General features: G+C 70.3%; 16 protein-coding genes and 1 tRNA gene. 3 read left to right on the top strand and 14 right to left on the bottom strand.

Annotated features, from left to right (window positions below):
* Nucleotides 1–38 precede the first annotated feature (38 nt).
* The 7 genes from EJC77_RS01110 to EJC77_RS01080 all read right to left on the bottom strand — a co-directional run bounded on the left by EJC77_RS01110 (nucleotide 39) and on the right by EJC77_RS01080 (nucleotide 6,612).
* Nucleotides 39–329 carry a HigA family addiction module antitoxin gene (locus tag EJC77_RS01110; protein ID WP_240629621.1) on the bottom strand — a complete coding sequence of 97 codons (291 nt, stop codon included), beginning with the start codon at nucleotides 327–329 and terminating at the stop codon, nucleotides 39–41.
* An 8-nt stretch (nucleotides 330–337) separates the two neighbouring features.
* A complete protein-coding gene (locus EJC77_RS01105; RefSeq protein ID WP_125609724.1) occupies nucleotides 338–616 on the bottom strand; it encodes a type II toxin-antitoxin system RelE/ParE family toxin in 279 nt (92 codons plus the stop codon).
* Nucleotides 617–740: 124 nt separating this feature from the next.
* Entirely contained in the window at nucleotides 741–1,571 is an 831-nt protein-coding gene (locus EJC77_RS01100) for a DUF3800 domain-containing protein (RefSeq protein WP_125609723.1), read from the bottom strand.
* A gap of 162 nt (nucleotides 1,572–1,733) precedes the next feature.
* Entirely contained in the window at nucleotides 1,734–2,126 is a 393-nt protein-coding gene (locus EJC77_RS01095) for a nuclear transport factor 2 family protein (RefSeq protein WP_125609722.1), read from the bottom strand.
* 158 nt (nucleotides 2,127–2,284) lie between these two features.
* Nucleotides 2,285–2,358 (bottom strand) — tRNA-Met (locus tag EJC77_RS01090).
* 67 nt (nucleotides 2,359–2,425) lie between these two features.
* Nucleotides 2,426–5,407, bottom strand: a complete 2,982-nt coding sequence (locus EJC77_RS01085) for a UPF0182 family membrane protein (RefSeq protein WP_240629619.1) — start codon at nucleotides 5,405–5,407, stop codon at nucleotides 2,426–2,428.
* Between the two features lie 104 nt (nucleotides 5,408–5,511).
* Entirely contained in the window at nucleotides 5,512–6,612 is a 1,101-nt protein-coding gene (locus tag EJC77_RS01080; protein WP_240629618.1) for a YlbL family protein, read from the bottom strand.
* Between the two features lie 268 nt (nucleotides 6,613–6,880).
* On the opposite strand from EJC77_RS01080, the gene EJC77_RS01075 reads away from it, so the two are divergent.
* On the top strand, nucleotides 6,881–8,287 hold the full coding sequence (locus EJC77_RS01075) for a zinc-dependent metalloprotease (RefSeq protein ID WP_125609721.1): 1,407 nt from the start codon (nucleotides 6,881–6,883) through the stop codon (nucleotides 8,285–8,287).
* An 86-nt stretch (nucleotides 8,288–8,373) separates the two neighbouring features.
* On the opposite strand, the gene EJC77_RS01070 is transcribed toward EJC77_RS01075, so the two are convergent.
* Nucleotides 8,374–8,973, bottom strand: coding sequence for a M48 metallopeptidase family protein (locus tag EJC77_RS01070; RefSeq protein WP_125609720.1), 600 nt, complete (start codon nucleotides 8,971–8,973; stop codon nucleotides 8,374–8,376).
* 152 nt (nucleotides 8,974–9,125) lie between these two features.
* On the opposite strand from EJC77_RS01070, the gene EJC77_RS01065 reads away from it, so the two are divergent.
* Complete coding sequence (locus EJC77_RS01065; protein WP_125609719.1) at nucleotides 9,126–10,214, top strand: TOMM precursor leader peptide-binding protein; 1,089 nt, start codon at nucleotides 9,126–9,128, stop codon at nucleotides 10,212–10,214.
* Here the strand turns inward: EJC77_RS01065 and EJC77_RS01060 are convergent.
* The gene (locus EJC77_RS01060; RefSeq protein WP_240629616.1) at nucleotides 10,175–12,295 is read right to left on the bottom strand and encodes an ATP-dependent DNA helicase UvrD2; all 2,121 of its coding nucleotides are present in this window, start codon (nucleotides 12,293–12,295) and stop codon (nucleotides 10,175–10,177) included. The genes EJC77_RS01065 and EJC77_RS01060 overlap by 40 nt on opposite strands.
* The gene (gene nudC / locus EJC77_RS01055; protein ID WP_125609718.1) at nucleotides 12,292–13,317 is read right to left on the bottom strand and encodes an NAD(+) diphosphatase; all 1,026 of its coding nucleotides are present in this window, start codon (nucleotides 13,315–13,317) and stop codon (nucleotides 12,292–12,294) included. Before nudC ends, EJC77_RS01060 begins: the two co-directional genes overlap by 4 nt.
* A gap of 114 nt (nucleotides 13,318–13,431) precedes the next feature.
* Here nudC and EJC77_RS01050 point away from each other — a divergent pair, with 114 nt between their 5' ends.
* Nucleotides 13,432–14,574, top strand: a complete 1,143-nt coding sequence (locus tag EJC77_RS01050; RefSeq protein ID WP_240629614.1) for a macrolide 2'-phosphotransferase — start codon at nucleotides 13,432–13,434, stop codon at nucleotides 14,572–14,574.
* Between the two features lie 328 nt (nucleotides 14,575–14,902).
* On the opposite strand, the gene EJC77_RS01045 is transcribed toward EJC77_RS01050, so the two are convergent.
* The 4 genes from EJC77_RS01045 to EJC77_RS01030 form a co-directional block, all read right to left on the bottom strand.
* Nucleotides 14,903–16,381, bottom strand: coding sequence for a CAP domain-containing protein (locus EJC77_RS01045; RefSeq protein WP_164520267.1), 1,479 nt, complete (start codon nucleotides 16,379–16,381; stop codon nucleotides 14,903–14,905).
* Between the two features lie 88 nt (nucleotides 16,382–16,469).
* Nucleotides 16,470–19,958, bottom strand: coding sequence for an ATP-dependent helicase (locus EJC77_RS01040; protein ID WP_125609716.1), 3,489 nt, complete (start codon nucleotides 19,956–19,958; stop codon nucleotides 16,470–16,472).
* Nucleotides 19,955–23,260, bottom strand: a complete 3,306-nt coding sequence (locus EJC77_RS01035; protein WP_125609715.1) for an ATP-dependent helicase — start codon at nucleotides 23,258–23,260, stop codon at nucleotides 19,955–19,957. The genes EJC77_RS01040 and EJC77_RS01035 overlap by 4 nt, the downstream gene beginning before the upstream one ends.
* Before the next feature lie 53 nt (nucleotides 23,261–23,313).
* On the bottom strand, nucleotides 23,314–23,736 hold the full coding sequence (locus EJC77_RS01030) for an MGMT family protein (RefSeq protein WP_125609714.1): 423 nt from the start codon (nucleotides 23,734–23,736) through the stop codon (nucleotides 23,314–23,316).
* Nucleotides 23,737–23,751: the final 15 nt, after the last annotated feature.

Genomic DNA, 23,751 nt, shown 5'->3' with positions numbered 1-23,751 from the left:
GGCGGGTAGGCGTTGGTCCGGCGTTCACGCAAAGATGTCTATGCGGCGCCCAGCGGCTCGACTATGAAGTTCTCTGTGTCACGCGCGTGGGCGAGGTCGTGCGCGCTCTGCAGATGCAGCCAGAAATCGGCGGTACTGATCCCGGCGCGCTCCAGCCGCAGTGCGAGGCTCGCACTGACACTCGCGCGCCCATTCAGCACACGCGACAGGGCGACACGGGAAACCCCGAGCCGACGTGCCGCCTCGGTCACGCTCATTCCCAGGTCGTCCAGCACGTCTGCGCGCAAAATCTCGCCCGGGTGCACCGGATGCCGCATCATCGTCCTCATCTCCTTACTCAGTGATAGTCCTCATAGTCGACCAACTCCACATCCGTCTGGACAAAACGGAACGTTACACGCCAGTTCCCGTTCACCCAGATCGACCAGTAGCCCTGTCTGTCACCTTTCAGCGCGTGGAGCCGGAAAGACGGCAGATCGACGTCTTTCGGGCCCTCCGCGACGTCGAGCGCCGACAGGATGCGCGCCAGCTTCCGTACATGGTCACCGCGCACGCCGCGAGCCGAGCCCGACTCGTATAGTGTCCGCAGGCCCTTGTGGCGGAAACTGATGATCACCAGTTGATTGTATCGTTATACGATACAATCAATCCAGGTTTACGCCACGATGTCTTCGCCTGTTGGCGCCGCCATCATCAACCGGGCCGTTTTCCACTGGTACATCGATCACTGAGTCCTTTGTCTAGACGGGCATGCCGGCGTCCTCGTAGTAGCGCCAACCAGTTTTCGGAAGGCCAACTCGAGACGATCCACGTTTGATGGTGTCTGCGCCATATACCCAGTAGTGCAGATTGTTCATGTCGTCGGGGTACAGCTTCACTCCCGTCTGCGGAACGATGCCCCAACTGTTGGCACAGAGCATCGGTCTGACGAGCGGCACAAGTTCCATGCCGTACTTGTTGCCTGCAATAGCCCCCGTGAAGCTCCCGGCAACGAGGTCTGCCAGCTGCAGATGAGGGTGTAGATGTGACGGCGCGGTCAAGACCTGAGTGACGACAGCATTCGGCTTGACGTACTTCGTACCGAGCGTAACCATGTCGCGCCGACCCGTTAGCCAATCCGCTTCGGTCTTGTGATCACCCCCTGGCTTGTCGAACACGATCAACCCGCGATGACCACCGTTCTCAAGCTGCATCGAAATTCGCTCGAACATGAAAGTAATCACGGCGTCCTCGGGCCTTTCACGGCCTGCAGTGGCAACCCCACCAGCAAGGTCCCAAGCAACCACTATCGCTTGCGCGTCGTGCTCACACGCTGCTTGAAGTACCGCCTCCCTCAGCGGGGTTTGCTTATCAGTGCTGTTTGTCTCCCTGAACCAGTTCTTATTCTGGGCATAGGACCACTTGAGTTCGACGTCATGAGGGACCTCGAACTCGTCATAGCAGGCATAGAAGGCATCGGCGAACGGTTTGACTTGATCTTCCGGAAAGATGACTGCGGCCAGCGCAACGAGTTCGCCCATCCCGACTCGCAGGCCCTTCTGCTTCGTATCATCAACATAAGCGATGTGCACCCGGTCTCCCTACGGTCGATATATAGTCGCGCCCTCGACGCCTATGGCATTGGACCCGCGACCAGCTGGACATCGGCACTCCAATGCCACTCAGAATACAAGTCCTAAGCCTTGATTCACCGCTGTTGATCTGGGCGCCGGCGGTGGTTTGTAGCGGGAACCCTACGTGTCAGCAGGCTGGGCGCGCTTTGCGGCCTCGCGGGCGGCGTCGAACGGGGCCCGGTCGAAGATGATGGTCATCTTGTGGATGAGGCCGTCCTTGACGGTGTGGCATTCGGCGCCCGGGGCGCCCTTGACCGGGACGGTATCGGCGTCGTACATCAGCAACGCGGTGTCGTCGTTGCCGAACGCGGCGATCAGGCTGGAGCTCGTCAGGATCCGCGTGAACGGTTCCATGAAGCCACGGAACGCTTCAGCGCCCTCCAGCCGGCCCGCGGGCGCATGGCAAACGATGTCGTCGGCGATGTACGTCATGGCGCGGTCGAAGTCGTGGCTGGTCCAGGCGTGGTAGTAGGCCAGCGCCGTCTGCAGGGCCAGGCTACTGTCATCGGTCATGGTCGATGCCTCCCCGCATTTGGGACACTGCAGTATGCGACACCGCAGGTACAGCCACTGTCATCCGCACGGCAGGACCTGTCAAGAAGGCGGGGCGGGAAGCCGGCCCCAAAGGGAAAGGTCCCGGAAGCCTGGCTGCTTCCGGGACCCTTGTCGTGTTGCGGGGGCAGGATTTGAACCTGCGACCTCTGGGTTATGAGCCCAGCGAGCTACCGAACTGCTCCACCCCGCGGCGATAGTTCAACCCTACCGCCGCGTAGGTGGTGCAGCCAAATCGGAGGGACCGTGAGGTTCGTCTCCTACGGCGTGGGCGTCGCCGTCGGCGAGCTCGTGGCCGTGCCCTTGCCCGCGCCCGTGGACGGTTTGCCCTCGGCCGCGATGGCGGCGGCAATGGCCTCGCTCAGCTTCTTCTGGGCCGCGCCGTAGGCGGTGAAGTCGCCCTTGGCGAGTGCCGCCTGGCTGTCCTTGAGCGCCTGGCCGGCCTGGTCCAGCGCCGCGCGCAGGGCCGGGTTGTCTGCCTGTGCGGTGCCGGCGCCGGCGTTCGAGCTGCCGGCGCTGCCCGACCCGGCGCTGGCATTGCCGGCGTCCGGTGTCTGGACGCCCGAGTTGCCGCCGAAGAGCTGGTCCAGCGACTCATTGAGTGTCGGGGCGTAGCCGATCTTGTTGCCGAAGGCGACCAGGACACGTTGCAGGGTCGGGTATGACGTCGAGCCGGTGCCCTTCACGTAGACGGGCTGCACATACAGCATGCCGCCGCCCATGGGCAGGGTCAGCAGGTTGCCGTTGAGCACCTCGGACTGGCCCAGCTTGAGCACGTTCAGCTGTTCCGAGACGGACGGGTCGGACACGAACGTGTTCTGCACCTGGCCCGGACCGGGCACCTGCGTGTTCGCGGTCAGGTCGAGCAGCTGCAACTTGCCGTAGTTCTTGCCCTTGACCCCCTTGACGTCGCCCGCGTCGCCGTTGGCGGCCAGGAACCCGTAAAGCACGTTGCGCGATTCGGTCCCCGCCACGACCTGCGGGATGAAGCCGGTCGTCAGCGAGAACGCCGTCCGGGTGTCACCGGGCATCTGCAGCGACAGGTAGTACGGCGGCTGCTTGTCGGTCGAGGACGTCGTCGGATCGTCCGGCACACTCCACGCGTACGTGTTGGAGAAGAAGTCGTCCGGATTCGTCACATGGTACTGGCCCAGCAGCGACCGCTGGACCTTGAACAGGTCCTCCGGATACCGCACATGGCTCATCAGGTCCCCGGACATCTCCGAGTACGGTTTGACCGAGGTCGGGAAGACCTTCTCCCACGCCTTCAGGATCGGGTCCTGGTCGTCCCACGCGTACAGCGTCACCGACCCGTCATAGGCGTCCACGGTCGCCTTGACCGAGTTGCGGATGTAGTTGACCGTGTTCGCGGGCAACGCCGAGGATGAGCCCTGGGCGGTGAGCGAGTCGGATGTGGCCTGCTGCAACTGTTGTTGCTGCGAGTACGGATAGTACGAGCTGGTCGTGTACCCGTCCACGATCCATTTGACCCGGCCGTCGACGACGGCCGGGTATGGGTTCCCGTCAATCGTCAGGTAGGGCGCGGCCTTGGCGACGCGGTCCACGGGGGTGCGGTCGTACAGGATCTGCGAATCGCTGTTGACCCCGTCGGTGAGCAGCAGGTCGGAGGACTGGTACTTCAACGCGTACATGAGCCGGTTGAACCAGTTGCCCACGTTCGGACCGCCGTTGCCGGTGAACGTCGTCATGGACTCCCCGGACGACCCGGACGAGCCCTGCGGGCGGTCCAGTTCGACGTGGGAGCCGTTCGCGGGCCCGCCCACGATCGAGTAGTCGGTCATGTATTGGCCGAAGTAGATGCGCGGTTCGTAGTCGCCGAGCACGCCCGTCGAGGGAACACCGGACTGCATGAAGACCGGCTTGCCGTCGGAGGTGACGTTGTTGCCGTAGGCGGCCACGACGCCGTAGCCGTGCGTGTAGACCAGGTGCTGGTTGTACCAGGTCTGCTGGCCCGGGCTGATGCCGTCGGGGTTCAGCTCGCGCACGGCGATGACGGCGTCCTGGACCTTGCCGTCGATGGTGTAGCGGTCCACGTTGAGTGTCTTGGGGAACTTGTAGTAGGGGCGGTACTGTTCCAGTTGCGCAAACGTGGCCGAGACCAGGTTCGGGTCCAGCAGGCGGATGTTGGCCGCCGTGTTGGCGTCCTTGCGCAACTGGCCGGCGCTCACGGTCGTCTTGGCGTCGTAGGCGGTGACCTCCATGTCGGCGAGCCCGTAGGCCTGCCGCGTCATGTTGATATTGCGGCCGATGTACTGGGACTCGAGCGTCTTCTGTGACGGCTTGACCTGCAGGTTCTGGATGGCCCACGGGTAGATGCCCCCGGCGACGATGGCCGTGATGACGAGCATGGCCGTGCCGATCAGCGGCAGCTTCCACCGGCCGATCACGGCGGAGACGACGAACAGCACGGCCACGAGCAGCGCCGCGACGGCCAGGATCGCTTTGGTCGGGATGACGGCGTTGACATCCGTGTACAGGGCGCCGGCCCAGGAACCGGAGTTGTCCTGCAGCGTCCCGTAGCGTTCCATCCAGAAGTTGATGGCGAGCAGGATCAGGAACAGGGCCGCCAGCACGCCCAGGTGGACCTGCGCGGCACGGGAGGCATAGAGGCCGCGGTCGTGCAGGCGGATGGCGCCGTACAGGTAGTGCGTGAGGATGCCGGCGATGGCGGCCACGACGGTAACGCTGATCAGCGTGCCGATGACGAAGCCGACGAACGGCAGCGTGTTCGTGTAGAAACTGATGTCCAGCCCGAACTGCGGGTCTGTCTTGCCGAACGGCACCTGGAAGAAGAACAGCATCACCTTCTGCCACTGCGCGATCGCGGCCGCGCCGGCGAACAGGCCGAACACGATCGGGACGCCGAGCATGACCACCCGCCGCACGGGTTCGAGCTGCGACTGGTAACGGTGCAGGTTGTCGGTCTGGGCGGAGTCGGGCGCGTACACGGGGCGTGCCCGGTAGGCGATGCGGATGGACGCGTAGACGCCACCGGCCATGGCCAGGAACCCGGCCAGGAAGATCAGCAGCTTGGCGATCCGTTCACGCCAGAACACACCACTGTAGCCGAGCTGGCTGAACCACAGCGCGTCGGTGTAGATGCCCGCGAAGATGACCAGGGCGATGACGAGCACGACGACCACGATGATGGTCGGCAGCAGGGCACCGCGCCGGCGGCGCGTGTTGGCGGGTCGGCTGGACGGTGAGGGTCGGGTGCTCACTGGTACCTCATGGTTGGCTGGCCTTTGTTGGTCGGTAGTGGGTGGATGGTGCGGGTGTGGGTGCCCTCAGTTGTGGCACGAAGGACGACGGCGGGAAGTTCCCGCTAGCTGCAGGTCGGCAGTTTCGAACCGTCCTGTCCCGAACCGATGAGCTTCACGGCGTCATAGGCGGCCGACAACGTGGCCACCTTGATCACCTGCAACCCCTGCGGGATGTGCCCGACGACGTCGCCGCAGTTCGGGGCCGGGGCCAGGAAGTAGTCGGCGCCGGCCTGGCGGGCCCCGATCATCTTCTGTGCGATGCCGCCGATGGGCCCGACGGTGCCGTCCGGGTCGATCGTGCCGGTGCCGGCGAAGTGCCTGCCCCCGGTCAGGTTGCCCGGCGTGAGCGTGTCGATGATCCCGAGGCTGAACATCATGCCGGCGCTGGGGCCGCCGACGTTCGGCAGGGCGAAGCTGACCTGGAACGGGAAATCGAACTTGTACTGGACCTGGATGCCGAGCACGTATTTGCCGGTGCCGGCCTTCTGCGGCGTGACCGAAACGGTGCTCTCGACGCCGGCACGCTTGATCGTGAGGCTGGCCGGGGCGCCGTTGCCCTTGGCCAGCGCGTCCTGGATGACCGTGAGGCCGGCGATCCTGGTCCCGTCGATGGACACCAGCACGTCGCCGGGCTTGAGCCGCCCCGCGGATGCCGAGCCGGACGGAATCGCGGCGACGGCAAGGTGCGTCGTGTACTTGATGCCCAGCTGTTTCAGCGCGGCGGCCGTCGCGTCCTCCTGCGAGGAGGTCATCTGCGCCGCGTTCTCCCCGGAGATCGTCTGCTCGCTGGTGCCCGGCGCGTAGATCAGTTCGGCCGGGTAGATGTTATTGCTGTTGCTCGCCCATGCGCGCAGCACCTGGAAGATGTTGACCGGGCTCTCGGGCAGCCCGCCGAACATGTGGACGGTGGTCAGGTCCAGTGTGCCGGTTCCCGGAAACGACTTCTGGCCGGTGACCGTGATGATCGGCTCGCCGTTGACCTTGCCGATGGTGTTGATGGCCGGGCCGGGTGATTCGATGACGTACGGGACCGGGACCAGGATTGCGACGATGGCGAGGACGGCGGCCAGCACGCCGGAGACCAGCATGGCCGGGAACCGGCCGTCGCGGGGTCGTTTCGGGGCAGCGGCCGGGGCCGGGACTGCCGCGTTCTCCTCGCTCAAATGCGCGTTCCTCTCCCTGGACGTGATAGCGGTGCCAACGAACTCTTCGGCCCCCGGGCATGCGGCACCGGGTATCCACACCAGCCTACTGGGTTTCGCCCGCGGCGAGCGGTGAGCGCCGCCGTCGTCCGTCCCGGGCCGGCGGATTGCGGTCGGTGATTTGCCGGTTGATTTGCCGGTAGCGAACAGCGGCGCCGGCGGGGGCGACAACCCCCGGGCGCGGCGGTAACGTGAAATCACCAGCACCCCCTGCGACGATCGGCACACCATGTCCACGAACCCAGCCAACAACGACGACGACACCCCCAAGGACCCGCTGTCTGAAATGCTGGCCCGGCTGATGGGGGGCGAGGGGATCGAGGGATTCGACCCGGCCGAGCTGGCCAAGGCCGCGGGCCTGCCATCGGACCCGAACACGCTCGCCCAGATGTTCGCGCAGGTGCAGGCCATGATGAGCGCCGACAGCGACACGGCGGTCAACTGGGACCTGGCCCACGACAACGCCCGGGCCGCCGCGGCCGGCGATGACCCGTCCGTCACCGCCGCACAGTCGCGGGAGGTCGATGAGGCGTTGCGGCTGGCCGAGCTGTGGCTGGATCCGGTGACCGACCTGCCCAGCACGGGCATCATCGGCCGGGCCTGGTCACGGGCCGAATGGGTCGAGGAGACACTGGGCACGTGGAAGCGGCTGACCGAACCGGTGGCCAACAGCATCGCGTTTGCGCTGTCCACGGCCATGAACGAGCAGCTGCCCGAGGAGATGAAGTCCATGATGGGCCAGGCATCCTCCATGCTGCAGAACATGGGCGGGGCGCTGTTCGGCATGCAGCTGGGGCAGGCCGTCGGGGCGCTGGCGAAGGAAGTGGTCGGCTCCACCGATATCGGCGTGCCGCTCGCGGACCTGCAGATGGCGCTGCTGCCGGCCAATGTGAAGGCGTTCGGCGCGGGCCTGGACCTGCCGGAGGCCGACGTGCGGCTGTTCCTGGCGCTGCGCGAGGCCGCGCACGCCCGGCTGTTCGTGCAGGTCCCGTGGCTGCGCGGCCACCTGCTGGGCGCCATCGAGTCGTATGCGCGCGGCATCCACATCGACATGTCCCGGATCGAGGACGTGGCCCGCAACCTGGATCCCAGCAACCCGCAGGACCTGCAGGACGCGCTGTCGGAGGGCGTGTTCATGCCCGCCAAGACGCCCGAGCAGGAGGCCGCCCTGGCCAAGCTGGAGACGGCGCTGGCGCTGGTCGAGGGCTGGGTGGACGAGCTCACGTTCGAGGCGGCGACGAACCTGCCCTCCGCCGCCGCGCTGCGTGAGACGGTGCGCCGCCGCCGCGCCACGGGCGGCCCCGCCGAGCACGCGTTCGGCGCCCTCGTGGGCCTGGAGCTGCGCCCTCGCCGGCTGCGCGACGCCGCCACGCTGTGGAAGTCGATGCGCGACGAGCGCGGCATCGAGGGCCGCGACGCGATCTGGAAGCACCCGGACCTGCTGCCCACGGCAGCCGACCTGGACGACCCGTCCGGATTCGCCGCCCGGCGCGAGGCGTCCGAGGCCTCCGAGTCCGAGGTGGACGCTGCGCTGGCCAAGCTGCTCGAGGGCGGCTTCGACGACAAGGCCCCCGACACGACGACCGACACGCCGGACGACACGCCCGACGACGGCCCCACCCCCGCGGCGAGCTGACCTGCCGCGCGTCAACTGGTGGACGGTAATTGCACGTTTTCCGTGGATTTCGTGCAACAACAGTCCACCAGTTGGGTGGAGGGAACCTACATGTCCTCCCCGCCGTCGAACGCCACCCCGCGCTGGGCGGCGAACGCGGCGCCGTCCAGGAATCCGCGGGCCCGTTCGAGCTGCGGGTAGCCGGCCAGCAGGGCCCAGAAGTCCTTGCCGTGGCCGGCCACGATCAGGTGCGCCAGCTCGTGCAGCAGGACATAGTCGAGGACGTAGTCCGGCATGGGCTTGACCGCATCGGAGATCCGGATGTCGCCGGTGGCCGGCGTGGCCGACCCCCACCGCTTGTGCTGGTTCGATACCCAGCGCACCGACCGCGGCCGTGCGCGCGCACCCAGGTACTGCACGGAGAGCAGCAGCGCCCGGGCGGCGAGCCCGTCCCCCACGAGGGTGGGGCGGCGCTCATCGCGGTCCTCCCCCGCATTGAGGCGGTCGAGCATGTGGCTCACCCACTTCGTCTCCTCCGCGGCGCTCAGCCGTGCCGGGATCGCGATCACGGCCGTGCCGGCCTCCCAGAACGCGGCGATGTTGCGCGTGCGCCGGGTGGAGCGCCGCACGATCACGGGTGCGCCGGTGCGGGTGGTGTGCGCCGTCGTGAAGTCGCCCACGGGGTAGGCGCGGTTCCTGGTTGCCATGCCTCGACCGTATCCCGTCCCGCGGGCGCCTCGCGACGACCGGCAGCCACGGTGTGGACAACGCCCGCCTGTGGATAACCGGAGGCGGGCGGCGGGGATTCGTGCAACCATCGTCCACACGGGCCGCGCGCCCGAACCGAAATGGAGGAGCCATGGCCAGGATCAATCCCGGGTTGCGTGTGGTGTACCGGAACGCCACGAGTGTGCAGGTCGGCGTGGGTCCCGGCGGTTTCATCGTGGAGGGCATGACGGCGGCCGACCTGGCCTTCGTCGAGACGCTGCGCCGCGGCACGGCCGGACGGGATCTGGCGGCCATTCTCGCCGACCTGGACATGAGCTTCGCGCGCGCGGCCGAGATCTGCCGGTCGCTGGCCCCGGCACTGTTCGACGACGACGACTTCCACCTGCCCGGCCTTCGCGGCGACCGGCTGCTGGCCGAGGAGCATTTCCTCGCCGGCCTGCACCACCACCCCGCCCTGGGCCTGCTCGACCAACGCGAGGACGCCGTCGTCCGCATCATCGGACTGGGCCGGACCGGTGCGGCGCTGGCCACGGCGTTGGTCACCTCGGGCATCGGCACCCTGCTGCTCGAGGACGACCGGCCCGTCACGGCGTCCGACGTCGACGGCGGGGCCTACGGCGGCCCCGACATCGGCCTTCGGCGTTCCCTGGCCCTGCGCCGGCGCCTGCTGCGCCTGGACGCGGAGTGCCGGCCGCACGTGGTGCACGGCCGCGACCCGGGCGGGCCGGACCTGCCGCGGCTCGACCTGGTGGTCCAGGTCGGGCACGACGCCGTCGACGCGGCCGCCGAGGCGCGGCTGCTGGCCGCGGATCGCCCGCACCTGTACGTGCTGCTGCGCGAACAGGACGGCGTGGTCGGCCCGCTCGTGGTTCCCGGCGCCACGCCGTGCGGGGAATGCCTGGAACGGCACCGCGGCGCCGCCGACCCGCAGTGGGACGAGGTGTCCCGGCAGCTGGCCGCCGGCCCGCCCGGCACCGGGCCCGGGCGCCACCCGGCCCTTGAGAGCGCCGCGCTGTCCACCGCCCTGGCCGGCACGGCGGCCGCCCAGGTGCTGCTGTACATCGATGCCGTCAACCGCCCGGGCGCATGGTCGGCGACGCTGACGTTCCATGGCGCCGACGGTTGCTGGAGCCGGCAGGAACTGTCCGCCCACCCGGACTGCAGCTGCCGGATCCAGGATCAGGCCCTGGCCACGATCTCCAGCACGGCCGAGCCGTAGCGGTCCAGCTTGGCCGGGCCCACGCCGGGCAGTGCGGCGAGCTGCTCGAGCGTCCGGGCCGAGGACTCGGCGATGGCCATGAGCGTCGCATCGGTGAACACGACATAGGCGGGGACGCCGGCCGTGGCGGCCTCGGACAGCCGCCATTGGCGCAACGCCTCGAACACGGCCTCGTCGTAGCCGGGCGGGCAGTCGGCGCACCGGCCGACCTTCCGTTCGGCGCCGGTCGACAGCAGCTTCCCGCACACGCGGCAGGTGCTCGGCGCCGCCGCCTTGCGCGTCTTGCGCGCCGGCATCCGGCTTGACGCGGTCGCCGTCGAATGGGGCCGCAGCCCGTCCAGGAAGCGGGACGGGCGGCGGTTCGCGCGGCCGCCGGGCGTGCGCGCCGTCGACCACGACAACGTCAGGAACTTCCGCGCCCGCGTGATGCCCACATACAGCAGGCGGCGTTCCTCATCAACGCTCTCCGGCGTGTCCGCGAAGGAGATCGGCATCAGGCCCTCACTCAGCCCGACCAGGAACACGGCATCCCATTCCAGGCCCTTGGCGGAGTGCAGCGACGCCAGCGTGACGCCCTGCACGGTCGGGGCGTGCTGGGCCGTGGCGCGCTCCTGCAGCTCGGCCACGAAATGCGCCAGCGTGAACCCCTCCCCGCGGGCGGCCACCAGCTCGTCGCCCAGGGCCACGAGCGCGGCCAGCGACTCCCAGCGTTCGCGCACCGCGCCGGACGACTTCGGCGCCTCCGCCTGGTAGCCCAGGTTGGACAACACGTCGCGGACCATCTGCCCCACGGCCTCGCCCTCGGCGGCCCGGGACGCGGCCCGCAGCTGCAAGATGGCGTCACGGACCTCCTTGCGGGCGAAGAAGCGTTCACCGCCGCGCAACTGGTAACCGATCCCGGCCGCGGCCAGCGCCTGCTCATACGCCTCCGACTGACCGTTCGTGCGGAACAGCACGGCGATCGCGGCGGCCTCGGTGCCGCCGTCGAGCAGCACCTTGATGCGGGCGGCCACGGCCGCGGCCTCCGCCTCGTCGTCGCTGCACTCGACGAACTCGGGCTCCGGACCGGACGGGCGCTGCGCCACGAGCCGCAACGGCGCCGACCACAACGCGTCGGCGGCCGGCCCGGCACTGCGCCGCGACGACAGCAGCGCATTCGCCAGCCCGACGACCTGCGGCGTGGACCGGTAGTCGCGCACCAGCTTCACGACGCCGGCGTCCGGGTACCGGGCCTTGAAGTCGAGCAGGTGCCGTGGCGTGGCGCCCGTGAACGAGTAGATGGTCTGGCTGGCGTCGCCGACCACGCACAGCTCCTGGCGCCCGCCCAGCCACAGGTCCAGCATGCGCTGCTGCAGCGGGGAGACGTCCTGGTATTCGTCGACGACGAAGTGCCGGTACTGGTCGCGCACGGTCGCCGCGACGCGCTCGTCCTCCTGCAGGATGCCGACCGTCACGAGCAGCACGTCCTCGAAGTCGATCAGGTTGCGGTCCGTCTTGACGTCCTCGTACGACTGGAACAGCCGGGCCACGCTGGTGCGGTCCAGCCCGGCCGGCTCGCCGCGGTCCGCCGCCTTGGCCAGGTACGTCTCCGGCGTCAGCATGGACACCTTGGCCCACTCGATCTCCGCCGCCAGGTCGCGGATGCCGGCCCGGTCGGCGGGCAGCCGCAACCGGCGAGCCGCCTCGGCGATGGTCTGCGCCTTGTGTTCGAGCAGGCCCGGCAGTTGGCCGCCGACGGCGTGCGGCCAGAAATACTGCAGCTGCCGCAACGCCGCGGCATGGAAGGTGCGGGCCTGGACGTTGCCGACGCCCAGGTCGCGCAGCCGCGCCCGCATTTCCGCCGCGGCACGCGCCGTGAACGTCACCGCCAGCAGGTGGTTGGCGCTGTACACGCCGGTGTGCACGCCGTAGGCGATGCGGTGCGTGATGGCGCGGGTCTTGCCCGTGCCGGCGCCCGCCAGCACACACAGCGGACCGGCCAGGGTCGTCGCGACGGACCGCTGCTCGTCGTCGAGCCCGGCCAGGATGCGTTCCTCGACGCCGCGCTCATCCAGGTCCAGCCGGGCATTCGCTTCGCTCACGGTGCCACCGACCCGGCGATGACCGGGGCAACCGGCGTTTCACCGGCGTTCGCGATGCGCCCCCCGTACCAGTGCTCGATCAACGACCGCGCGATCGACGTCCGGCGGGAGATCACGACCTCGCCGCTGAGCACGGCCGCCTGCAGTTCGGCCCGCCCGAACCAGCGGGCCCGGACCACCTCGACGCCGTCGGGCATGGGCTCCACGTCATCGGTGCGGGCCAGGAAACCGAGCATGAGGGAACGCGGGAACGGCCACGCCTGCGAGCCGACGTAGGTGGGCGTGTGCAGGCGCACCCCGACCTCCTCGGCGATCTCCCGCACCACAGCCTGCTCCAGGTTCTCGCCGGACTCGACGAACCCGGCGACGGTCGAGAAGTGGTTCGTCTCCCAGCTGGCGTTGTTGGCGAGCAGGATCCGGTCGTCGGCGCCGATGATGGCCACGATGACGGCCGGGTCGGTGCGCGGGAAATGCTCGGAGCCGTCGGCCACGCAGCGACGCATCCAGCCGGCCCATTCCAGCGTGGTCGCGGACCCGCACCGCGGGCAGCGCGGATGGGTGCGATGCCAGTTGGCCACACCCTGCGCCTCCACGAAAATGCCCGCGTCCACGGCGCCCAGGCCCTCGGCCCCCTCGCGGTAGTCGATCAACACTGTGTCACCGGGCCCCGTATTGACGGGCACCGCGCCGCCGGGCACCCAGGCCAGCGGGTCGTCGTCGTCCGTGACATCAAGCATCAGCACCTCGGTGCCGGCCGGCAGGTCGGTGCCGGCGCCGTCGCCGAGGCCCGGCAGCACGGCGCCCAGGTAGACGGCCTGGTCCTCGCGGGCCAGCACGCCGGCGGGCAGTTCGTCGGGGCGCAGGTACCTGATCCGGCCGTCGCGGACGAGCGTGCGCCCCCGTTGGATGATCATGAGCCGGCGCGAGGCGCGGGTCCGCACGGCGTCCAGGAATCCCGGTTCCTGGCGGTTGTCACTGTCCCGGTCGAGGACGGCGTCGGGCCAGGGCAGGGGTTGGATCATGCCTCTACGGTACGGCGAACGGCGCCCAAATGACACTTGCGCGCCCGCGGGCCGATTGCCGACTCGCCGCGACAGGGTCGGCCCGTTCGCGCCCGCGGCATCTACGGTTGAGGGGTGAGACGACTGACTGCGCTAGAACTGGCCGCCATTGCGAGCGCGGCCGTGCCGGGACTGGAACTGACGGGGTGCGCCCTCGAGCCCGACGACGCCGCAGACTTCAACTCCGCGCTGCTCGTGGACGCCGAATCACGGCGCTGGCGGGTGCGCTCCCCCAGGCACGCCGAGGCGAGCACCCGGTTGGAGACCGAGCTGGCCGTGCTGCGCGCGTTCACCCCCGGCATCCGGGCCGAGCTGCCGTTCCTGCTGCCCACCGTGGCCGGGACCGTACGGCAGGGGGCGCTGACCACGTTCGTGTACTCGCACCTGGCCGGCAAGTCGCGGACCATCGACGCCATCCCCGCCGGCGGTGCGCGGCTGGCGAAGGAGCTGGGCGCCACCATTGCCGCCATCCACGACATGCCGGTCGACATCGTCACCGGCGCCGACCTGCCCAGCTACACGGCCAACGAGTTCCGCCAGCGCAAGCTCACCGAGCTGGACCAGGCCGCGACCACCGGTAAGATTCCGGCCGCGCTGCTGCGCCGGTGGGAGCACGCCCTGGAGGACGTGGCGCTGTGGCGCTTCAACGCCTCGGTGGTGCACGGGGACCTGCACGAGGACAACATCCTGCTCGAGGACACCCGGGTGACGGCCGTGATCGGCTGGACGGACCTGCACGTGGGCGACCCGGCCGACGACCTGGCCTGGCTGGTGGCCATCCACGACCAGGCGTTCGTGAACGACGTCGTCGCCGCCTACAGGGAGGCCCGGACCGACGCCACCGACCCCCACCTCATGCGCCGCGCGGCGCTCAGCGCCGAGTTCGCGCTGGCGCAGTGGCTGGTGAAGGGCGTGGCGGCCGGAGACCGGCAGATGGTCGCGGACGCCGAGGCGATGCTGCGCACGCTCGAGGCCGACATTGCCACGCACGGCGGCCGGCCGATCAGCACCGAACCCGTGCCCGCCCCCGTCGCGGGCCCTGACGCCGGTCGCACGGAGCAGCCGGACGACGACGGCAAGGTCACCGTCACGCCGATCGACGCGGAGCCGGCGGGAAACGCCGCCGACACGGCGGCCACCGCCGCCCCGGACGCCGTCACGGCGACGGCCGAGGAGACGGATACGACCACGCTGAAGGTCATCCCGCTGGAAGACTAGCCGTGTGACGCGAAAGGGCGAGGATGGTTGTTCGGGCGGCCGTCGCCGCGTCAGGGGCTGCCTCGCCGGAGTCGGCCGGGGCGCCCGCGCCCTGGACGCAACTGCCGGACAGTAGATGTCGACGACGCAAACTACTGGGCAGCAGATGTCGAAAATCGGCCCAAAACGAGCACCTACCGCCCACTCGTTCACAAACGAGCGTTTACCGTCCACTGGTTCGCCAGACGCCAGGGTCCTTCCGCCCATGACAGCCGGCCCATCGAAGCCCAGGCGGCACCAACCCCGTTGCCACGAACCCGAAACCGGCAAATCTTCCCGGCCACCGCCACTAACCGTGTGACGCGATGGTGTACGGACCCCAGCCGTTGCCGATCTGCACGGCCGGCTGCACCCCCGCGCTCGTCATGGCGTAGTGGTACAACAGTCCGTCGGGGTCCCTGGCCAGCAGTCCCTGCGTTCCGGCGCCGCGGAAACCGTTGACGCCGGTGACCCAGTAGCCGGTCCACCCGGTGCCCGCCACGGGGCGCGCCTCGGAGACGAAGTAGCCGGCACCGTTGCCCCGGTACAGGACCAGCTGCCCGTTGCCGCGGATGGCGATCATGTCCATGGTCCCGTTCTGGTCCCAATCGACCTGCGCGATGCCCAGGCCGTTCCAGCCGGTGCCGACCTGGATGCGGGCACCGAACCCGCGACCGTCCACGTTCGGGTAGTGCCACAGCAGCCCGCCCGGATCGCGGGCCACGATGGACGGGAACGGGTTCGCGTTGTTCCACCTCCCGACGGTGACCTCATACCCGGTCCAGCCGACGCCGATGGCGACGGGGGCCTGGAATCCGCCGGCGGCCCGGCCGTAGTAGACGGCCAGGCGCCCATCCTTCCACTGGACCAGGATGTCCTGCACGCCGTCCTGGTCCCAGTCGACCACGGTGATCTTCTGCGCCGCGCCCCAGCCGTTCCCGATCTGGCGCCGGTTCGACAGCGACGGGGATCCGTAATTCCACAACAGGCCGCCCCCATCGATGGCGACGACGTCGCCGGCGTTGGGGATGCTGGCCGTGGACTGCGGGGTCGGGCCGGGACTGGGCGGCGCCACCTCGCCCTTGTCGGGGATGCCCGCCCGCCAGTTGGCAATCGAGGAATACGTCGGCGACGGGTTGGACTTGTACGTGGCCAGGTTCACCACCGCATACGTGGCGAACCGGCCGGCCGTGCCGTCCGTGAAGGTCACGCCGATGCCGATGGTGGTGAAGGTCGGGTCCGACATGATCTTGTTGTGCGGCGGGGACCCGATCCACAGGTCCACCATGCCCTGGCCCGAGCGGTCCGACCGCCAGGCCACGATCTCGCTCCAACCGGTCCACCCGGCCGGGATCTGCCTGCCGACGTTGGGGTTGTGGGGGCTGGTGTAAACGTCCCCGGTGGTGGCCAGCGTGTCCGACCATTTTTGCGACACGGCGCTGATGGCCGGCGTCAGCTTGACCGGCGGCAGCTTCTTCGAGGCACGGAACGTGTTGATCCCGTTGAAGATGTCCGCGACCTGTGTGAGGTTGCTGTCCTTGACGATGGTGCCCGTCGCGGCCGGTTTGGCCAGCGATCGCTTCAGTGGTTGGTTCGTGGGCCCGTCGACGCCACCGGTTGCGGCGTTGCCCGCGGTTGTCTCAGATTCCGCTTTCGTGGCCGTAGCTGTGGCCTGGGCCGACGCGGGTCCGGTTGACCGGTCCGCGGCCCCGGCCGGCAGCGCCGGTCCGACGACGGCTGCCGCCGCCACGGCCAACGCGCACACTGCCCCCATGACTGTCTTGCGCAAGTGATTGCCCCTCATCCTCGATGTTGCCGGCTGGTCCGGCGCGACCCCCAGGTCATTGAGATCAAGACTACTTGGCGTCGGGCGGTCCTCATCCGTCGAATCCGGCGTAGGCGCCGGTGATGACCGCCTCCAGGGCGTCCTCCCCGGCAAGATCGTGCGGGCGGACCACCCGGTCCTGGCCGACGTAGTAGAACGCCGCCCGCACGTCCTCCAGCGGACACCCCTTGAGTCTCGCCCACGCCAGCCGGTACACGGCGAGCTGGACGGCCCGCACGGCCAGCTTGGACTTCGATGGCACGGCACCGGTCTTCCAGTCGATCAGGTCCCAGCGCCCGTCGGCGTCGCGGAACACGGCGTCGATGCGCCCGCGCACGACGACGCCGGCCACGCGGGTCTCGACCGGGACCTCGAGTGTGGCCGGCGTGCGGGCCGCCCAGGCGGAGGCCTGGAACGTCTCCTGCATGGCGGCCAGCCCATAGGCCTCGTCCACGTAGGCGTCGGCACCCGGCAATTCGTCCAGGTCCAGTTGGCCGCTCGTGCCGAAGTACTCCTCCACCCACGCATGGAACGCCGTCCCCTTCCGGGCCGCCATGCCCGGTTTGCGGGGCACCGGCCGGCGCAGCGCACGGGTCACCTTGTCCGGGTCCTCGCCGAGTGCCACGAGCGTGGACGCCGAGATGTGGGCGGGCAGCTCCACGCTCAAATGGTCCTGCTCGAGGCGTTCCTGGGCCAGCAACACCATGGCCTCCCGTCCCCAGCGCGGGTTCGCCTCGGCCAGCCCCTGCCGGTCCAGCAGGGCCCCGACCGGGTCGGGCGCCCCTTCCGGAACGAGGGCCCTGGCCTGCTCGCGCGCCGCGACGACGGCGGCGGCGGAGCGTTCCACGTTGGCGCGCCGGCCGGGCCGGGACGCGACCCCGCGCCGGCCCCGGATGTCCGGCCCGTTCAGGGGGTCGTAGGGCCAGGGCGCGGTCTCCACCCCGGCCGTGTTCGGGTTCCCTGCGTCGCCGTCCACAGGCTCGTCCTGCCAGTGCGCGATCCGCGCCAACGGCCGCGGCCCGGACGCCAGCGGCAGCAGTTCGGCCAGGAAAGGCGACGGTGCCAACGCCTTCAGACCGTTCCCCCACAGCGTGGAACTGCACATGAGGAAGTCGCGTGCCCGTGTGAACGCCACGTACGCGAGACGGCGCTCCTCCAGTTCCCCGTGGGCCAAGACGTCCTCGGCGAACAGTTTCTCGTTGTCCAGCAGCGTTTTGAGATCGGGGGCGTCCAGCTCCCAGACGGGCAGGTCGGCCCGGTCGCCGCGCAGCGGCCACGGCAGCGAACTGGCGCCGGTGGACCACCGGTCGGTGCGGCCGCTCGGGAACGCGCCGGCGTTCATGCCGGGCACAAACACCATGTCCCACTCCAGCCCCTTGGAGGCGTGCGCCGTCAACAGCTGGACGGCGTCGGGGTTCGCCTCCACGGGGGCGCGCTCCAGCCCGCCCTCCTCCGATTCGGCGGTCTCCAGCCAGCCGAGGAACGCGGACAGGTCGACGCGCTCACCCGATTGCATGAATTCGGCGGCCGCGTCGGCGAACGCGTCGAGGTTGCGGCGTGCGTGGTGGATGCTGGACCCGGGCTTGGCGGCCAGCTCAATGTCCAGCAGCATGGTCCGCTCCACGGCGCCGAGCAGGTTCGTCAGGTCGTCGCCGACGAACCCGCGCAGCACACGCAATTCGTCCCGCAGCGCCAGCAGCCGGCGCCGGCCCTCGGCCGTGAGCGTGCGCGGCACGGACCCGGGCCAGAAATCGGCGGACAGGTAGTCGATGGCCTCGACCAGTGACGCGGCGTCGGCCAGGTCGGACTGCACCAGGGCGTCACCGGACGCCGCGCCGTCGCTGAACGTCCTGTCGTCGAACGCGTCGCCGGCGGCCGGGTTCGCCGGGTCGAACACGTGGCGGTGCGCGGCGGCCCAGGACCGCCGCCGGGCCAGGTACCGGGACCAGTCCGCGAGCGCCATGAGGTCGGCCGTGCCGATGCGCCAGCGCGCCCCGGTCAGCAGCCGCATGAGCGCGTCGGAGCGGGCCGGATCGGCCAGCACGCGAAGGGTCGCCACCAGGTCCACGATCTCCGGGGTGGCCAGCAGCCCGCCCAGCCCGACGATCTCGTACGGGATGGCGTGCGCGTCGAGGCTGGATTGCAGCGCCGCGAACTGGGCCCGGCGCCGGCACAGCACCGCCACCGTCATCGCACCCTGCGCGGCGCTGTGGTGGGTGAAGTCGCCCTTGCGGTCCAGGATGGTCGCGGCGATGGCGTCGGCCTCGTCGTGCTCGGTCTCGTACCGCGCCAGCACCACCTCCCCGGCCGGCGCGTCGGGCTTCTCCCGCAGCGGCGACACCGTGACGGACGGGCCGGCGGCGGCACGTTCGGCCGCGGACAGCCCGGCGGCCAGCGCAGCGTCGGCCTTGCGCCGCTGCGCCGCGGCCAGCTCGGCGGACATCACGTTGGCGGTTTGCAGGATGCGCCCGGCGTTGCGCCAGGCGATGGTGAGTTCGGCGGTCGGCGCGTACCCGCCGTCGTCCTCGGTGAACACCTCGGGGAAGCGGAACAGCTGCCCGGCGGACGCGCCGCGGAAGCCGTAGATCGACTGGTGCGGGTCGCCGACCGCCGTGACCGGATGGCCGCCGCCGAACAGCTTCGCGAACAGCCGCAACTGGGCGTGCGAGGTGTCCTGGAACTCGTCGAGCAGCACCACCTTGTAGCGGCGGCGCTCGAGGTCGCCGGCCTGCGGCACCTCGGCGGCGATACGCGCGGCCAGGGCCACGAGGTCGCCGAAGTCGAGGGCGTTGCGGCGGCGCTTGGCCGCCGCATAGGACTGCACGAGCGCGACGACGGAGCTGCGGGTGCGCAGGATGTCCAGCAGCCTCACGGCGGCCGCGGTGGCGGGCTTGGGCGTGCCGTCAAGGTATGGCAGCGCCGCGAACCGGGACACGTAACCGTCGATCACGGCGCGCACGTGGTCGGGGTCCTGCAGGTGTTCGGCGCATTCACCGGCCAGGTCGATGACCGCCTGGATGAGCGTGGACTTGGCGGCCGTGAAGTGCTCGTGGTCGCCGTCGTGGGCCTCCACCACCTCGCTGGCCAACTGCCACGCCTCCGCCGCGCCAAGGACGACGGCGTCGCGTTCCACGCCGAGCCGCAGCCCGTAGTCGGACACGATCCCGCTGGCGTACGAGTGGTAGGTGGACACCTTGGGTTCCAGCGCGTCCAGGGCCGCGGCGGCCGGCGGCAGGTCCAGGCCGGGCGTGCGGGCCAGCTCGGCCAGCTTGCCCAGTTGGCGGCGGATCCGGGCGGCCAGCTCGCCGGCGGCCTTGCGCGTGAACGTCACGCCCAGCACCTGTTCGGGCAGCACCAGGCCGTTGGCCACAAGCCACACGACACGGTCGGCCATGGTGGTGGTCTTGCCCGAGCCGGCCCCGGCGATGACGAGCAGCGGCTCCAGCGGGGAGCTGATGATGGCGGCCTGCTCGTCGGTGGGCGGCGGCTGGTGCAGCAGTTCGGCCAGCCGGTGCGGGGAGAGGACGGGGTCCGGGCTCATTCGGTGATCTGCTTTCCTGCCGCGCACAGCGGGCACACTTCCGGCAACGGACAGCCCGAGCGGGGCGTCCACGTTTCATCGTGCCGGGCCTCGAACATGGCGCCGGACATGACGTGGGCGGCGAGCAGCACATCCTCCATGGCCCAGGTGTCCGTGCCCAGCGGCGCCTGGTCCTGGGTTTTCATGGACTTCGTGCCGTCGCCGAGCGGCACCAGCGCCGCGCCCCCGCTCCCGTGCGGTTCGATCCCGGCGGCCCGCGCGGCGTCGTCGAACGCGCCCTCCCGGGCGGCCAGTTGGTAGGCGCCCAGTTGCGGGTGCCGGACGATCTCCTTGGCGGTGGGCTTGCCCCGGCCGGTCTTCAGGTCCATGATCACGAGCCGGCCGTCGGCGTCGGCCTCGAGCCGGTCCACCTGGCCCTTGAGCCGGGCCGTGCGGTCCCCCGCGGGCAGGTCGACGCTGAAGTTGACCTCCACCCCGATCAGCGTCCGTCCCTGGGCGCGGGCGTCGACCACGTATTGGGCGAGTTTGCGCAGCATCTCCCGCGCCCGGGCGAAGTCAACCTCGCTCTCCCAGCCTTCGCCCATGCCGAGGGTGGGCCAGCGCCGTTCGAGCTCGGCCACGTACTCGTGCCCGGCCGCCTCGGGCAGGTCCTGGGCGATGGCGTGGATGAGCGTGCCGAGGCTGCGGGCCAGGTCGGTGGCCCGCTCGCCGCCGGCGGCCCGGACGAACCAGTTCAAGGGAGACTTCTTCACGGCATCGAGTTTGGACGGGGACACGTGCACGGGCTCGTCGGCGGCGATGATCGGCTGCTCGGAGCTCAACGGCGCCAGCCCCCACCACTGCTCGGGAGGGGCGCCGGGCACCCCGGCCAGGGCCAGCAGGCCCAGCATGCGGGCCGCCTCCGGGTCCCCCGTCATCTCGGATTCCTGCCGCAGTTCCGGCACCAGCGTGCGCAGCGTCATGGGCCGGGGCACCTGCTCGATGGCGCGCACCGGACCGTCGGAGACGTCCCACGGTGAGGCCAGGTCGATGAATTGCGACGGCTGCAGGTCGTGGCCGGCCACGGCCGTCAGGATCAGCGATTCGCTCGCCCGGGACATGGCGGCGGCGAAGCTGCGCAGCTCGTCGTAGCGGGTCTCGCGCAACCGGGTAGCCGGGTCGACCTGGCGGGCCGCGGCCGCCCCGCGTTCGAGCACGTCGACGAGCAGCTGGCTGCCGAGCAGTTCCCCGCGCAGCCGGGTGTTGGGCCACACCCCCTCCTGCAGCCCGGCCACGATGACCACCGGCCATTCGCGCCCGGCCGCGCTGGCGGGGGTGAGGATCTCCACGGCGTCGGCACGCTGGGCCCGGGCGGCAAGCGTGTCCATGGGGAGTTCCTGGCTGAGCAGGTAGTCGAGGAACTGGGCCGGGCTGGAACCCGGCAGCTGGTCGACGTACCGTTCCGCGGCCTCGAACAACGCCATGACGGCGTCCAGGTCGCGGTCGGCGCGGATGCCCGCCGGCCCGCCGGCCAGCGCCTGCGCCTCCCACGTGTCGGAGCAGTCGGCGGCCGCCCACAACGCCCACAACACGGTCTCGGCGTTGGCCCCCGGTTCCGTCATGGCCGCCGCGCCCGCCGCCAGCATGGCGGACATGCGGGCCGCGTTGGCCCCCTCCCAGCCGAGGTGCGAGCACATGGCCGGGTCACGCAGCGCCGCGACGAGCAGCTGGTCGCTGGCCCGGCCGCCGCCGTCGCCCAGTTCCTGCCGCCGCAGCGCCTGCCGCAGCCGGCGCAGGTGCAGCGCCGTCGAGCGGCCCAACCGCGAGGTGAGCAGCGCGACGGCCAGCTCGGCGTCGAGCACGTCCGGGTCCAGGCAGATCCGCAGCGCGTCCAGCAGGGGCCGCACGGCCGGTTCGTCGCGCACCGGGTTCTCGGCGACCGGCACCTTGACCGGGATGCCGTGCGCGCTGAGGTAGCGTTGCAGCGCGGCCAGCGCCGCGCCGGTGCGCACGATCACGGCGATGTCCGCCAGGTTGCGGCCCTCGATGTGCTGGACGTGCAGGATGCGTTCGGCCACGAGGCGCAGCTCGTGCACCTCCGAGGCGACGACATGCGCGCAGATGTTCCCCCGGATGGACGACGGCGGCCCGCTCGCCGCCGGTGCCGTGCCCGGCTGCCCGGCCTGGCCGCCCGGCCGGTCCTTCGGCCATTCGAGGATGCGGGCCTTGTGCCCGCCCCGGGTCTGCGAGATGCGGTCGGCCACGGATGCCCAGCCGGTGGCCAGCGCCGGGCCCATGCGGTGGGAGGTGGACAGCACGAACTCGTGCACCTCCGTATGGGTCGCGGGGCGGGCGAGCCGCTCGCGCAGCGTACCGACCAGGTCCGGCCGGGCACCGCGGAAGCCCTGCACGACGGTGTCCGGGGAGGCCGTCACGAGCGCGTCCTTGCCGCCGGCGATCACCGCCAGCAGGTCGTACACGGCCGTGTTGGCCTCCTGGACGTCGTCGGCGAGCAGGAACTGCACCCGCTCCCGTTCGCGGGCCAGGAAGTCGGGGTCGTTGGCGAGCAGGGTGGTGGCGGCCGTGATGATGCCGGCCGGGTCGAAGGAGCCGGACTTCCCCCAGTCCACGACGTCTCGGTACTCGTCGTACAGGGAGGCCGCCGACACCCAGTCCGGCCGGTCGAGGTCGCGGCCCAGCGCGGCCAGCCGGTCCGGGGTCAGGCCGTATTCAATGACCCGGTCGAACAGCTGGCGGATCTCCTGGCGGAAACCGCGCGTGCCCAGCGCCTCACGCAGGTCGGCCGGCCACCGCGGATCGCGGCCGATCCCCAGCCGGTGCCCGTCGAGCAGGTCCTTGATGACCTGGTCCTGTTCCGGGCCGCTCATCAGGCGCGGGCCCGAGTCCAGGTGCGGGAGTCGGCCCTCCACCCTGGCGCGGCGCAGCAGGTCGAACGCGTATGACGACCAGGTGCGGGCCGGGGATGTGCTCAGGCTGCGCGTGAGCCGCGCGCTGAGGCCATCGCGCAGCCGGGCCGCGGCCAGCCGTGACGGCGCCAGCAGCAGCACGCCGGCCGGGTCCAGCCCGTCCCGCTCCACACGGTGGGCGACGGCCTCGATGAGCACCGTGGACTTGCCTGTCCCGGGCGCGCCCCACGCCAAGACCGGGCCGCTGCCGGGCGGCACATCGACGATCGCCCGCTGGTCGGCACTCAACGCGGGGTGCCGCGACGGGCCGGCGGCCGGCGGGACGAGCGCCAGCCGAACGCCGGGCGGTCGCACGGTGGTCGGTCGCGCGGTGGTTGAGCGGGGAAGCGAACTCATGCAACCATCACATCACGCGGGTCCGACAGCCGCTGCGCCCAAGCACCCCCGTGTCAGGCGCGTTCGACGGCCCGACCCGGCCCGTCGTCGTCGTTCTTCGCCTCCGCGCCCTCCGCGGCGCGCAGCCGCGCGGCGATCGCGTCGAGCACGTCCAGCTCCGCGTCGGTCGGGTCCCAGCGGGCGGCGGCCATGTCAACGCGCCAACGCGCGTCGGCCCCGGTCGTCTTTCCACGCAACGGCGTCCGCTCGGTCCGATAGTGTTCCAGGGCGTGCGCCTCATGGCACTGCGGCGGTTCGCCGGAGGCACGGATGACCCGCCACCAGGCCACCGCCGACCCGTGGTGCGACATGACCGAACCCACCTGGCGCGGCCCGCCGGAGTCCAGCAGCACGGCGATGTCGCCGTAGGAGAGCACCCGGGCGGCCGGGATGGCTTCTGCCACCTCGAGGACGGCGTCGATGTACGCGGCACGCATGGCATCAGCGTAGCC

Source organism: Specibacter cremeus (assembly GCF_003946885.1).
In the GTDB taxonomy this organism is placed as follows: Bacteria; Actinomycetota; Actinomycetes; order Actinomycetales; family Micrococcaceae; genus Specibacter; species Specibacter cremeus.
The sequence above is the reverse complement of the archived record's forward strand: the minus strand, read 5'-3'. Positions and strand labels throughout refer to the sequence as shown.